Annotated in this window: 12 protein-coding genes; 8 read left to right on the top strand and 4 right to left on the bottom strand. The window is 71.3% G+C overall.

What is annotated here, in order from left to right; genetic code table 11:
* Window positions 1-23: 23 nt before the first annotated feature.
* Window positions 24-1,091, bottom strand: coding sequence for an NADH:flavin oxidoreductase/NADH oxidase (locus tag BLT19_RS15250; RefSeq protein ID WP_091491992.1), 1,068 nt, complete (start codon window positions 1,089-1,091; stop codon window positions 24-26).
* A 31-nt stretch (window positions 1,092-1,122) separates the two neighbouring features.
* Here BLT19_RS15250 and BLT19_RS15245 point away from each other — a divergent pair, with 31 nt between their 5' ends.
* From BLT19_RS15245 to BLT19_RS15225, 5 genes are all read left to right on the top strand, one after another.
* Window positions 1,123-2,031 carry an ADP-dependent NAD(P)H-hydrate dehydratase gene (locus BLT19_RS15245; protein ID WP_091491990.1) on the top strand — a complete coding sequence of 303 codons (909 nt, stop codon included), beginning with the start codon at window positions 1,123-1,125 and terminating at the stop codon, window positions 2,029-2,031.
* Window positions 2,032-2,138: 107 nt separating this feature from the next.
* Window positions 2,139-3,365 (top strand): glycosyltransferase family 87 protein, encoded by a 1,227-nt coding sequence (locus BLT19_RS15240; RefSeq protein WP_172825645.1) that lies wholly within the window; start codon window positions 2,139-2,141, stop codon window positions 3,363-3,365.
* Between the two features lie 25 nt (window positions 3,366-3,390).
* Entirely contained in the window at window positions 3,391-3,738 is a 348-nt protein-coding gene (locus BLT19_RS15235) for a thiamine-binding protein (RefSeq protein ID WP_091491987.1), read from the top strand.
* 119 nt (window positions 3,739-3,857) lie between these two features.
* Complete coding sequence (locus BLT19_RS15230) at window positions 3,858-5,057, top strand: MFS transporter (RefSeq protein ID WP_172825705.1); 1,200 nt, start codon at window positions 3,858-3,860, stop codon at window positions 5,055-5,057.
* Between the two features lie 20 nt (window positions 5,058-5,077).
* Window positions 5,078-5,857, top strand: a complete 780-nt coding sequence (locus tag BLT19_RS15225; RefSeq protein WP_231917682.1) for an NUDIX hydrolase — start codon at window positions 5,078-5,080, stop codon at window positions 5,855-5,857.
* Between the two features lie 4 nt (window positions 5,858-5,861).
* On the opposite strand, the gene metX is transcribed toward BLT19_RS15225, so the two are convergent.
* Together metX and BLT19_RS15215 are read right to left on the bottom strand one after the other, a co-directional pair.
* Window positions 5,862-7,064: a homoserine O-acetyltransferase MetX gene (metX, locus tag BLT19_RS15220; protein ID WP_091491983.1), complete on the bottom strand. Its 1,203-nt coding sequence runs from the start codon at window positions 7,062-7,064 to the stop codon at window positions 5,862-5,864.
* Between the two features lie 136 nt (window positions 7,065-7,200).
* Window positions 7,201-8,208 (bottom strand): DUF2332 domain-containing protein, encoded by a 1,008-nt coding sequence (locus BLT19_RS15215; protein WP_231917681.1) that lies wholly within the window; start codon window positions 8,206-8,208, stop codon window positions 7,201-7,203.
* A 59-nt stretch (window positions 8,209-8,267) separates the two neighbouring features.
* On the opposite strand from BLT19_RS15215, the gene BLT19_RS15210 reads away from it, so the two are divergent.
* Entirely contained in the window at window positions 8,268-9,215 is a 948-nt protein-coding gene (locus tag BLT19_RS15210; protein ID WP_091491979.1) for a hypothetical protein, read from the top strand.
* A gap of 90 nt (window positions 9,216-9,305) precedes the next feature.
* Here the strand turns inward: BLT19_RS15210 and BLT19_RS15205 are convergent, their stop codons facing one another.
* Window positions 9,306-10,628: a bifunctional o-acetylhomoserine/o-acetylserine sulfhydrylase gene (locus BLT19_RS15205; protein WP_091491976.1), complete on the bottom strand. Its 1,323-nt coding sequence runs from the start codon at window positions 10,626-10,628 to the stop codon at window positions 9,306-9,308.
* 149 nt (window positions 10,629-10,777) lie between these two features.
* On the opposite strand from BLT19_RS15205, the gene BLT19_RS15200 reads away from it, so the two are divergent.
* Together BLT19_RS15200 and BLT19_RS15195 are read left to right on the top strand one after the other, a co-directional pair.
* Entirely contained in the window at window positions 10,778-11,563 is a 786-nt protein-coding gene (locus BLT19_RS15200) for an SDR family oxidoreductase (RefSeq protein ID WP_172825644.1), read from the top strand.
* Entirely contained in the window at window positions 11,560-12,096 is a 537-nt protein-coding gene (locus BLT19_RS15195; protein ID WP_091491970.1) for a phosphoribosyltransferase, read from the top strand. The genes BLT19_RS15200 and BLT19_RS15195 overlap by 4 nt, the downstream gene beginning before the upstream one ends.
* Window position 12,097 lies beyond the last annotated feature (1 nt).

Below are 12,097 nucleotides of genomic sequence, written 5' to 3'. Positions count from 1 at the left end.
CGCCGCGTCCGGCCCGAGGAGGGTCAGGCCGGACGCGCGCGGACGTACTGCTTCGGCCAGTAGTCGATGTCGGCGCCCAGCTCGCCGGAGGCGCGGAGCGCGAAGTGCGGGTCACGGAGCCACTCCCTGCCCGCCATGATCGCGTCCGCGTCGCCGGAGGCGAGGATCGCCTCGGCCTGCGCCGCATCCGTGATCAGTCCGACGGCGCTGACCGGCACGCCGGCGCCGCGGCGCACCTGCGCGGCGAAGTCGACCTGGTACCCCGGGCCGACGACGATCTGCTGCGAGGCCACGAGACCACCGCTGGAGATGTCCACAAGATCGGCCCCCCGCGCGGCGACCTCGCGGGCGATCATGGTCGTCTCCTCGAGGTCCCAGCCGCCCGGCGCCCAGTCCGATGCCGAGAAGCGCACCAGGAGCGGCGCATCGGGTGCGGCATCCCTCACCGCGTCGACGACGCGCAGCAGCAGTCGGGCGCGGTTCTCCAGGGATCCGCCGTACTCGTCGTCGCGGGAGTTCGACAGCGGCGAGAGGAACTGGTGCAGGAGGTAGCCGTGCGCGGCATGGATCTCGAGGACCTCGAAGCCGGCCTCGATCGCACGCCCGGCGGCTGCGGCGAAATCCGCGACGAGGCGGTCGATGGCCGACGCGTCCATGGCGACGGGCTCGGCGAACCCGTCGAACGCGATCGCCGATGGTGCGACGGGCTGCCATCCGCCCTCGTCCGACGGGACCGACCCCCGGCGCCCGGAGAACGGCGACCACGTCGAGGCCTTTCGCCCCGCGTGGGCCAGCTGCACGCCCGCGAGCGCTCCGCGGGCCCGGATCGCCGCCGTGATCGGCGCCCACGCGTCGCGCTGCGCGTCGTTGTAGAGCCCGGTGTCCTCGGGCGAGATGCGCCCCTCGGACGAGACCGCCGTCGCCTCCGCGATCACGATGCCCGCACCGCCGGAGGCGAACTGCGCGAGGTGGGTGTGATGCCACTCCTGGGGGACCCCGTCGACGGCGCTGTACTGGCACATCGGGGCGACCCACAGCCGGTTCCGCGCGGTCAGTCGGCCAAGGGCGAGGGGAGAGAAGAGGAGGGACAAGGAGGAACTCCAACGCGGGTAGGGTGTCGCCATGGCGGGCGAGCGGGGAGACGACGAGGTCGAAACGTGGACGGCGCAGGACGCGGCTCGCGCACTCCGGATCCCAACGGACGCCGACGACAAGTATTCCCGTGGGGTCGTCGGGCTGCGAACCGGATCGGAAGCGTTCCCGGGTGCCGCGGTCCTCGGCGTCGAGGCCGCCTGGCGAGCAGGAGCGGGGATGGTCCGCTATCTGGGGCCGGAGCGGCCTCGCGATCTGGTGCTGCAGCGGCGACCCGAAACGGTGACAGCGGACGGACGGGTGCAGACCTGGGTGATCGGCTCGGGGACATCCGCTGCGGATCGGTCCGCCGATGAGACGACGGCGCTGCGGGCACTGCTCGCGGGGGACGTGCCGGTCGTCGTCGACGCCGGCGCCCTCGATCTGGCTGCCGGCGCGCGGGCGCCGCTGGTCGTGACGCCGCACGCCGGGGAGTTCGCCCGCCTGCGGGAGCAACTCGGACTTGCTCCGATCGACCTGAAGGACACGAGCACGGATGCCGCTGCCGCCGTCGCCGAGACGTCGGCGGGCCTCGGCGGCGTGGTGCTGCTCAAGGGCGCCCGCACGCTCGTCGCGACCCCGACGGGGCAGGTCCGCGCCGTGTCGGAGGGGACTCCCTGGCTGGCCGCTGCCGGCACCGGCGACGTGCTCGCGGGCGCGCTGGGCGCTCTCGTGGCCGCACGCGCCGCCGACGGCGCCGTCACCCTCGACGCGCTCGCCGAGCTGGCCGCGACCGCGGCATGGCTCCATGGCGCCGCAGCGCGGGTCGCCACCGGGCAGTCGAGCCCTGGCGAGACCGCATCGGGTGCGAAGCTCGACGGTCCCGGTCGGCCGATCGTCGCGCTGGAGGTCGCGCACGCGCTGCCGGTCGTGCTCGGCGCTCTGCTCGCGCTGCGCTGAGGCGTGCGCGCTGGGCGCTGAGCCGCCTGGCAAACCGGCCGGCCGGCTGCGCAGCAGACCGCTGCGCACGGAACGGGACGCCCACCGGCGCGCCGTAGACTCGACGGGTGTCGAGACGGGGCTTGCTGTGGATCGCGTTCGTCGTCGTGCACGTCCTCGTGGCGATCCTGGGATTCGTCCTCCCCAACGGTCCGATGGGCGATGTCACCAACGTCTACGACCCCTGGTCCAGGGCCGCGCTGGCCGGGCACGGGATCGTCGGCATCACCGAGACCTGGGTGTATCCGCAGCTCGCGCTCGTGCCGATGGTCCTAGCCCAGACGTTCACCTTCATCGCCGGCTACGAGGTGGCCTGGGCCATCTTCATCACGATCTGCGACGCACTGGTCTTCGCGATGCTGGTCGGCCGCGCCCGCTCGACCGGACGATGGACTGCGGCGTGGTTCTGGCTGGCCTTCACGGCGCTGCTCGGACCCGTCGGCATGTACCGGCTCGACGGACTCACCGCGGCGATCGCGATCGCGGGCTGCCTGTGGCTGGTCGGACGCCCCCTGCTCGGCTCGATCCTGCTGGCCGTCGCGACGTGGATCAAGGTCTGGCCCGCGGCCATGATCGGGGCGGCGGTCATCGCCCTGCGGCGCCGGCTCACCGTGCTCGGGGGCGCGCTGATCGTCTCGGCGGCGACGCTCGCGGTCGTCTTCGCCGCCGGAGGCGCCCGCCACGCGTTCGGCTTCATCACCGACCAGGCCGACCGCGGGCTCCAGGTCGAAGCGCCGGTGAGCACCTTCTACCTGTGGGGCGCGGTGCTGGGCATCCCCGGCTCACGGATCGTCTACAACGAGGACCTCCTCACCTTCGAGGTGGTGGGCCCGCACGTGCAGACCGTGATCGACGTCATGACGCCCGTCCTCGTGATCGCGGTGGCCGCGATCGCCGGACTCGGCGCGTACCGCGCCTGGCGCGGAGCCCGGTTCGTGACACTCTTCCCGCCGCTCGCGCTCGCGCTGGTGCTCGCCCTGATCGTCTTCAACAAGGTGGGCTCGCCCCAATACGTCAGCTGGATCATCGCCCCGCTCGTGGTCGGGCTGGTGATCGACCGGCACCGATGGTGGGGGCCCGCCTCGCTGGCGCTGGGCATCGCGCTGCTCACGCAGCTCGTGTATCCGATCACCTACTACCTGATGCTCGCAGCGTGGCCGGTGCCCTCTGCGCTGCTGACCCTGCGCAACATCCTCTTCGTCGTCCTGCTCGTGTGGGTCGTCATCCGCCTGGCGCGGGTGCCCGCGCACGCGCGCACCGCCGTCCCGGCCGAGCGCGTCGCCGCGCCCGCCTGAGCGCACATCCAGAACCGAGGTCCGCATGCTCGTCGCCTTCTCCGTCGCTCCGAGCGGCACACCGCAGTCCGGCATCGATGCTGCGGCGGACGGTTCGGTCCACGATGCGGTCGCGGCAGCCGTACGCGTCGTCCGCGAGTCCGGCCTTCCGCATCGCACCACCTCGATGTTCACCGAGATCGAGGGGGAGTGGGATGAGGTCTTCGACGTCGTCAAGCGTGCGACCGAGGCCGTCCTGCCGTTCGGGTCGCGAGTCTCACTCGTACTGAAGGCCGACATCCGGCCCGGCCGCACCGGCGAGTTGGACGGCAAGATCGAGCGCCTGGAGCAGGCTCTGGGCGAGACGCCGGACGACCCGATCGACGTCTTCTGAGGTGGGGGCACGTCCGCCACGCGGGCGTCCCGATTCCGCTTCGAATCGATTCGACAGGATGCTGTCGCGCGCGCTACCATGACGGCGTGACCTCCTCGACTCTGACGAGGGGTGCGGCGATGGGGGCGCTCCTTTCTCTCGCCATCGGCAGCTTCGGCATCGGCATGACCGAGTTCGTCGTCATGGGCCTGCTCCCGAACATCGCGCAGGATCTGATGCCGGCCCAGTGGGCGACCAACCCCGAGGGCGCGATCGCGCAGGCGGGGACGCTCATCAGCCTCTACGCGCTGGGCGTCGTCGTGGGCGCGCCGACGATCGCAGCATCCGTCGCCCGGTTCCCACGCCACCGGGTCATGATCGTGCTCGCCCTCGCGCTGACCCTGTTTAACGCCCTCACCTTCGTCGCGCCGACCTTCGAGCTGGTCGCCGCCTCCCGGTTCCTGGCCGGCCTCCCGCACGGAGCGTACTTCGGCATCGGCGCGCTGGTGGCCGCCGACGTCCTCGGACCAGGCAAGCGCGCCAAGGGCGTCGCATTCGTGCTGACCGGCCTGACGATCGCGAACGTCGTCGGCGTCCCGTTGGGAACCCTCCTCGGACAGCAGCTCGGGTGGCGCGCCGCCTTCGTCGTCGTGGCCGCGATCTTCGCCGCCGCGACGATCTGCATCGGCTTCTTCGTGCCGCAGCACCCGGGCGATCCGGTCCGCACCCTCCGGGCCGAACTCGCGGTCTTCCGGATCGGGCAGGTGTGGCTGACCCTCGGCGTCGGCGCGATCGGCTTCGGCGGATTCTTCGCGGTCTACAGCTACGTCGCGCCGATGATCACCGAGATCACCGGCTCGCCGGAGTGGGTGGTGCCGATCATCCTCATCCTGATGGGGCTCGGCATGACCGTCGGCAACATCGTCGGCGGCTACCTCGCCGATCTCGACCTGAAGCGGACGATGGTCTACGGGCTGATCGCGCTCGCCGTGGTGCTGGGTGCCCTGGCGTTGACGGTGCAATGGCTGCTCGTGCTCGGGTTCTTCGTCTTCGCCACGGGCCTCGTCTCATCGGCGCTGAGTCCGGCGATCCAGACGCGGCTCATGGACGTCGCCGGCGACAACCAGTCGATCGCCGCCGCGCTGAACCACTCGTCCCTGAACCTCGGCAACAGCCTCGGTGCGTTCCTGGGCGGTGCGGTCATCGCGCTCGGCTGGGGGTTCGTGGCACCAGCCTGGGCCGGCGTGGCACTGGCGCTGGGCGGGCTCGCGATCGCCCTGATCAGCTTCCGGATCGAGCGTCGCTCGACGCCGGCCCGTGAGCTGGTCACCGCGTCCTGACCCGGGCCTAGAGTGAGCGGGTGACCGACGACGCTCGCCCACTGGAGCCCGAGACGATCGCTGCCCGCACCCAACGGCAATTCGTGAGCGCCGCCGCGCGGTATCGGCCGCGCACCCCGGCCGACGCGACCGATCCCGCGGTTCCCGTGGCAGCGACCGTGGTGCTGGTGCGGGACGGTGCCGACGGACCCGAGGTGCTGCTGCTCGAGCGCCCCGACCGAGGATCGTTCGCCGGCGCGTGGGTCTTCCCCGGAGGCAAGCTCGAGGCATCCGACGGCGCGGATCTCGGCGCCGATGCGACCGAGGAGGATCGGGCGCGGTATGCCGCGGTGCGCGAGACGTCCGAGGAGACCGGACTGGAACTGACGGTCGCCGGCCTGCAGAGCCTCTCTCGATGGGATCCGCCGCCCGGCATCGCGCTGCGGATCCGAACGTGGTTCTTCCTCGCGTCCGCGCCGGCCGGGGCGCTGGCCCTGCAGCCCGACGAGGCGGTCGACGCGATGTGGACGCGACCGGCGGATGCGCTCTCCCGGCACGGCGATGGAGCGCTGGCGCTGTATCCGCCGACGTGGGTCACTCTGGCCGAGCTGGCCGGTCATCGCGACGTCGAGTCGCTGCTGGCAGCGGTGCGCCTGCGCGGAACGCAGAGCTTCGAGTCCGTCCTGCGAACCGCCCCGAACGGCCCGGTCTTCCTCTGGGAGGGGGACGCCGAATGGGCGGAGGGCGCCGACGGCGACGCATCCGCTCGGCACCGCCTCGAGATCGGCGCGCTGCCCTGGGTCTACATCCGCAGCAGCTGAGCGGTCAGGATGCCAGCAGGCGGCGAAGGTGCTTTCCGACCGCCGGGGTCTCGATGAGGAACCCGTCGTGGCCGAAGTCGCTGGAGAGGACCACGGCCCCGTCGTCGATCGTGGTGCGGATGCCGCGGGCGATCCGGTGCTGCCCGTCCACCGGGAACAGGCGGTCGCTGTCGATGCCGAGCACGAGGGCCCGGGCGGTGACCAGGCCCAGCGCGTCCTCGATGCCGCCGCGGTCGCGACCGACGTCGTGGGAGTTCATCGCCTCGACGAGGGTCAGATAGCTGTTGGCGTCGAAACGGCGGGTGAACCGGTTGCCGTGGAAGTCGATGTAGGACTCGACCGCGAACCGCCCGCCGTGCCCGAGTGGGCTCACCCCCGACTGCCAGGAACGCTGGAACCGCTGGTTCAACTCGGTGGGGGATCGGTAGTTCAGCAGCGCCATGCGCCGTGCCAGCGCGAGGCCGCGGTGCGGACCGTCGCCGTCGCCCGCGTCGTAGTAGTCGCCGCCGTGGAAGCGGGGGTCGATCTGGATCGCCTCGAGCTGGACCGAGTTCAGCGCGATCTGGTCGGCGGTGTTCGCGGGGGGCGCCGACAGGACGGCCACCCGCTCGAGGCGCTCCGGGTGGCCGACCGCCCACTCCAGGGCGTGCATGCCCCCCATCGACCCGCCGACCACGGCCGCCCAGACGTCGATGCCGAGCGCGTCGGCCAGGCGCACCTGCGCGGCGACCTGGTCGCGGATCGTCAGATACGGGAACCGCGATGCCCACTCGTACCCGTCGGGGCCGATGCTCGCGGGGCCGGTCGAGCCCTGGCATCCGCCCAGCATGTTGGGGGCGACCACGAACCACTCGTCGGTGTCGATGGCGGCACCGGGCCCGACGATGTCACCCCACCAGCCCTCGGTGGCGTGCCCCGGGCCGGCGGTGCCTCGCACGTGGCTGTCGCCGGTCAGGGCGTGCAGGACCAGGATCGCGTTGTCCCGCGCGGGCGACAGCTCGCCCCACGTCTCGTAGGCGAGGCGGTAGGCCGGAAGTTCCCTGCCCCCCTCGGTGCGGAACGCGCCGAAGGCTGCGAAGTGGCGCTCGCCCAGCGGATCGCCGTCGCGCCAGGCGCCGGTGGCGGGCGGGCGTCCGAGCAGCAGGCGCGCGTCGGCCTCCGTGATCGGCGCGCTGGGCACCGTGTCTTCGGAGGTCTGCCAGTCCATGCGTCTCATTCTCCCGTGCCGATGCGGGCCGGAACGGCGTGTTACGGGACCGGCGCGTGCACAACGCAGGAGAAACCGGCGGTTCGGCCCGCTGAGAGCCCGGAAGACGGCGATGTTCCTGAGTTCGGCACGCCGGTCAGCGCCGGAAGGGCGTCACCTCGTAGAGCGCGCCGTGCTGACCGGCGAAGGCGACGGCGCGGCCGTCGACCGTCTGCACGAAGCGGTGCGAGCTGTCGGCCCCGGATGGCACCTGGGCGTCGATCTCCGGGAGCGTGCCCTTCGTCTCGTTCGAGAGCCACACCACGGTCCGACCGATCTCCCGTGGGAGCGCCGCGATGAGATCGGCGAACCGCCGGCGCTGTCCGTCGTCGAGGTACAGGAGCACCGCACTGTGGAAGATCACGAGGGTCGCGTCTCGGGGCGCGTCGGCTGCGACGTCCGCAAGCCGCTCCAGCAGGTCGCCGCGCACGATCTCGGGCGGGTCCTCGGCGACGATCGCGGCGGCCGCCCGTAGACGTGAAACCCTCGCGTCGTGTGCGCTCCCCGGCCAGATGAGTGTCTCCAGCCAGCCGATCTGATCCGGGTCGGACGCGTCGATGGGGTTCAGGTCGATCCCGCGGCGCCAGAGGACCTCTGGCATGCGGACGGGGGCGGATGCGGCATCGTCGAGCGCACATGCGAGGGTGACGGTGCTGGCCCCGGCATCCGGGTCCACCCTGATGTCGGCGCCCGGCGCGGAGTAGTCGACGCTGTACCGATCGGGATACAGGCACAGCCCTGCGGCGGTCCCCACCTCCAGCAGCGCCACCGGACCCTCGACGCGAGAGAGGACCGGCAGCAGCGTGGCGCAGCGGCCCGGTTCGTTGGTCTGCGTGGTGCGTGCCAGCGCCGTGGCGAGGACGCGCTCGCGGTGCTGCAGCAGCCAGGTGCGCCACGTCTCATACGGCGCGAGTGGAGCACCCTCCCACCGGGCGGCGGCGAAGATCAGGTTGGGCTGCTGCTTGGCACGAGGGAGCGGATGCAGGATCTCGAGAACCTCGGGATCCCCGGCGATCCCCGTCGCCCAGTCCTCGTACAGCGGCGAGGTGTCATGCGCCCACCGGCGGCCGAAGTCGTCGTACACCGCCGCGATGCTCTGCTCCACAGGCTCACCATACGTCGCTGCGCAACGCGGTGTCGGCCGGTCGCCGTACACTCGCGCGCATGGACGTCACCGCGTATCTGCTCGACTCCGATCCCGCCATCCGCTGGCAGGTGATGCGCGATCTGACGGATGCCGATGCCGACGTCGTCGCCGCCGAGCGCGCCCGGGTCGCGACGGAGGGCTGGGGGGCGCGGCTCCTGGCCGAGCAGGCCGAAGACGGGCGATGGGACGCGGGCACGTATCGCCCTGGCTGGGTGGATGACGAGAAGCCGTTCTACGACGCATGGACGGCGACCCACCCGTCACTCGAACTGCTGCGCGCCCTCGGTCCGGATCCGGCGGCCCCCGAGGTGGTCAGGGCGATCGATCGCGTGCGCGAGCACGTCCGCTGGGACCACGCCGGACAGCCGTACTTCGACGGCGAGGTCGAGCCGTGCATCAACGGCGGCGCTCTCGCGGTCGCGGCCTTCTTCGGCCAGGACGCCGCGCCGATCGTCGAGACGCTGCTGGCCGGTCAGCTGAGCGACGGCGGCTGGAACTGCTGGGACGAGGACGGCACGAGCCGCTCGTCGTTCCACTCGACGCTCAGCGCCCTGGAGGGGCTGCTCGAATGGGAGCGCGCCGGGCAGGCGTCCGAGCGGGTGCGCGCGGCGCGCCTGCGCGGCGAGGAGTACTTGCTGGAGCGCCGGCTCCTGTGGCGCCGCTCCGACGGGGAGATCGTCGATCCGCGGTTCGCGATGCCGTCGTTCCCGACGCGCTGGTACTACGACGTGCTGCGGGCGCTGGACTACTTCCGCATCGCCCGCCCCGCGGGCGACGCGCGGTGCGCGGACGCCGTGGAGCTGCTGCGCGGCAAGATGCTGCCGTTCGGCATGTGGAAGCTCGAGCTGAGTCACCAGGGGGCGACCCACTTCGAGTTCGAGGGCGAAGGCGAGGGGTTCCCGAGCAGGTGGATCACCCTCCGGGCCCTCCGGGTCCTCCGCTGGGCGGACGCGGCGCAAATCTGATCGCGCGCCGCGGAGGGTGTGCAGAGCGGATGCCCCGGCCCGCGCACCCGAGGGTGCGTCGGATCGGGGCATCCGGACCGCTGCACCGGATCAGGCGCGGGCAGCCTCGCTGACGCGACGCGCCGCGGCCAGCGCCTGCTCGAGATCTGCCTTGAGGTCGTCGATGTTCTCCAGGCCCAGTGAGAGGCGCACGAGGCCCGGCGTGACACCAGTGGTGAGCTGCTGCTCGGGGGTCAGCTGCGAGTGCGTCGTCGAGGCCGGGTGGATGACCAGCGACCGCACGTCGCCGATGTTGGCCAGGTGGCTGAACAGCCTCAGCGTGTTGACGAACTCGCGGCCGGCCTCCACACCGCCCTTGAGCTCGAATGACAGCACCGCACCGACGCCCTTGGGCGCGTACTTGTTGGCGGTTGCGTACCAGGGACTCGTGGGCAGGCCCGAGTAGTTGACCGACGCGACGTCGGACTGGTTCTCGAGCCACTCGGCGATCTCCTGCGCGTTCTGCACATGACGCTCGATGCGCAGCGACAGGGTCTCGATCCCCTGGATGAGCAGCCAGGCGCTCTGCGGCGCGATCGCGGCACCCAGGTCGCGCAGCAGCTGCACGCGCGCCTTGATGATGTAGGCGAGCGGGTCGCCGACCGCTGCCGTGTACGAAGCACCGTGGTAGGACGGGTCGGGAACGGTCAGGCCCGGGAACTTGTCGACGTTCTTGGACCACTCGAACGTGCCGCCGTCGACGATGACGCCGCCGATCACGGTGCCGTGGCCGCCGAGGAACTTCGTGGCCGAGTGGACGACGATGTCGGCGCCGAATTCGAACGGCTTGATCAGATAGGGCGTGGCGATCGTGTTGTCCACGATCAGCGGGATGCCGTTGGCGTGGGCCACGCCTGCGACCAGCTCGATGTCGAGGATGTTGATCTTCGGGTTGCCGATGGTCTCGGCGAAGAACAGCTTCGTGTTGGGGCGGACAGCGGCGGCCCACTCCTCGGCGTCGTCCTGGTTCTCGACGAAGGTCACGTCGATGCCGAGCTTCTTCAGCGTGTACTTGAAGAGGTTGTACGTTCCGCCGTAGATCGAGCTCGACGAGACGATGTGATCGCCTGCCTCGGCGATGTTCAGCACCGCGAACGTCTCGGCTGCCTGACCGCTGGCCACCAGGAGGGCGCCGGTGCCCCCTTCGAGCGCGGCGACGCGCTCTTCGACGACGGCCTGGGTCGGGTTCTGGATGCGGGTGTAGATGTTGCCGAACTCAGCCAGCGCGAAGAGATTCGCGGCGTGGTCGGTGTTGTCGAAGACGTATGAGGTCGTCTGGTAGATCGGCGTGGCGCGGGCCTTCGTCACCGGGTCCGGCGCGGCGCCGGAGTGGATCTGCTTGGTCTCGAAGCGCCAGTTCTCGGGTGCGGACATGTGCGTACTCCTGCGGGTGGGAAGTCGGGTCGTGTGGTTCCGACACTAGGCAGGGGGTGATCCGTCGACAACGGATGGGACATGTGACGTAATACGCGGGGGAGCGGTCTCGGGCCGTCGCAGCTGCGCGAGGTGGGTAGCGTTGAGACATGGGAACACGACGCGCTGTGGTGACGGGAGCAAGTTCGGGAATCGGTGAGGCGTCGGTCCGGGCGCTGCGCGCGACCGGCTGGGACGTGGTCGGCGTCGCCCGCCGCGCCGATCGGCTGGAGACGCTCGAGAAGGAGACCGGCGCCGTGGCGTTCGCCGCCGACCTCACCCGGCAGGAGGACGTCGACGCGCTCGCCGAGTATCTCGCGGAGACCGGCGACGTGCACGCGCTCATCCAGGTCGCCGGCGGAGCCCGTGGCACCGATCGCATCGAGGACGGGGACCCCGCCGACTGGCAGTGGATGTTCGACATCAACGTCCTCTCGGCCCAGCGCCTGGTCGCCGCGCTCCTGCCGCAGCTGCGGCAGGCGGCGACCGCTGACGGCCACGCCGATCTGCTGTTCGTGACCTCCACCGCTGCAGACACGCCGTATCCCGGCGGCGGCGGATACAACGCCGCGAAGGCCGGCGAGGCGATGATCGCGCACGTGCTCCGGCTCGAGCTGAACGGCGAGCCGATCCGGGTCATCGAGGTCGCGCCGGGGATGGTCCAGACCGAGGAGTTCACCCTCAACCGTCTCGGCGGCGACCGCGATGCGGCGGACCGCGTCTACGAGGGTGTCCAAGACCCGCTGACGGCCGGCGATGTCGCCGATGTCGTCGCGTATTCGCTCAATCTGCCCGGCCACGTCAACCTCGACCTGATCACGATGCGACCGGTCGCGCAGTCGGCACAGCATCTGCTCGCCCGCGGTCCCCTGCGCGTCCGGGGAGGCCTGCAGTGAGCGCCGAGACGGACGCCGAGACGGCCGGGAATCCCGAGCGCGAACACCTGACTTGGGAGCAGTTCGGCGAAGCCTCCCGCGATCTCGCCCGCGCCGTGCTGGCCGACGGGTTCGAGCCCGACGTGGTCGTCGCGATCGCGCGGGGCGGCCTGCTGCCGGCCGGCGCGATCGCGTACGCGCTCGGCGTGAAGAGCTGCGGGGCGCTGAACGTCGAGTTCTACACCGGCGTCGGCACGGTGCTGGACGCGCCGGAGGTGCTGCCGCCCGCGCTGGACATCGACTACCTGGGCGGCAGGCGCATCCTGCTGGTGGACGACGTGGCCGACAGCGGGCGCACGCTCGCGCTCGCCGTCGCACTGCTCCAGGCGCGCGCGGTCGACGTGCGCTCGGTCACGATCTACACCAAGCCGGGCTCGATCGCGCTGCCCGACTACTCATGGCGCGAGACCTCGCTGTGGATCGACTTCCCCTGGTCCTGGCAGGGCCCGGTGGGGCTCGAGGATGCGGCGGAGCGGCCGGCGGGACGTGACTGAG

Source organism: Microbacterium pygmaeum (assembly GCF_900100885.1).
GTDB classification, from domain to species: domain Bacteria; phylum Actinomycetota; class Actinomycetes; order Actinomycetales; family Microbacteriaceae; genus Microbacterium; species Microbacterium pygmaeum.
The sequence above is the reverse complement of the archived record's forward strand: the minus strand, read 5'-3'. Positions and strand labels throughout refer to the sequence as shown.

Excerpts from the sequence above, each read along its gene's own strand:
- BLT19_RS15245 (WP_091491990.1), top strand. The coding sequence starts at position 1,123 with ATGGCGGGCGAGCGGGGAGACGACGAGGTCGAAACGTGGACGGCGCAG.
- BLT19_RS15235 (WP_091491987.1), top strand. The coding sequence starts at position 3,391 with ATGCTCGTCGCCTTCTCCGTCGCTCCGAGCGGCACACCGCAGTCCGGC.
- BLT19_RS15230 (WP_172825705.1), top strand. The coding sequence starts at position 3,858 with ATGGGGGCGCTCCTTTCTCTCGCCATCGGCAGCTTCGGCATCGGCATG.
- metX (WP_091491983.1), bottom strand. The coding sequence starts at position 7,064 with ATGGACTGGCAGACCTCCGAAGACACGGTGCCCAGCGCGCCGATCACG.
- BLT19_RS15210 (WP_091491979.1), top strand. The coding sequence starts at position 8,268 with ATGGACGTCACCGCGTATCTGCTCGACTCCGATCCCGCCATCCGCTGG.
- BLT19_RS15205 (WP_091491976.1), bottom strand. The coding sequence starts at position 10,628 with ATGTCCGCACCCGAGAACTGGCGCTTCGAGACCAAGCAGATCCACTCC.
- BLT19_RS15200 (WP_172825644.1), top strand. The coding sequence starts at position 10,778 with ATGGGAACACGACGCGCTGTGGTGACGGGAGCAAGTTCGGGAATCGGT.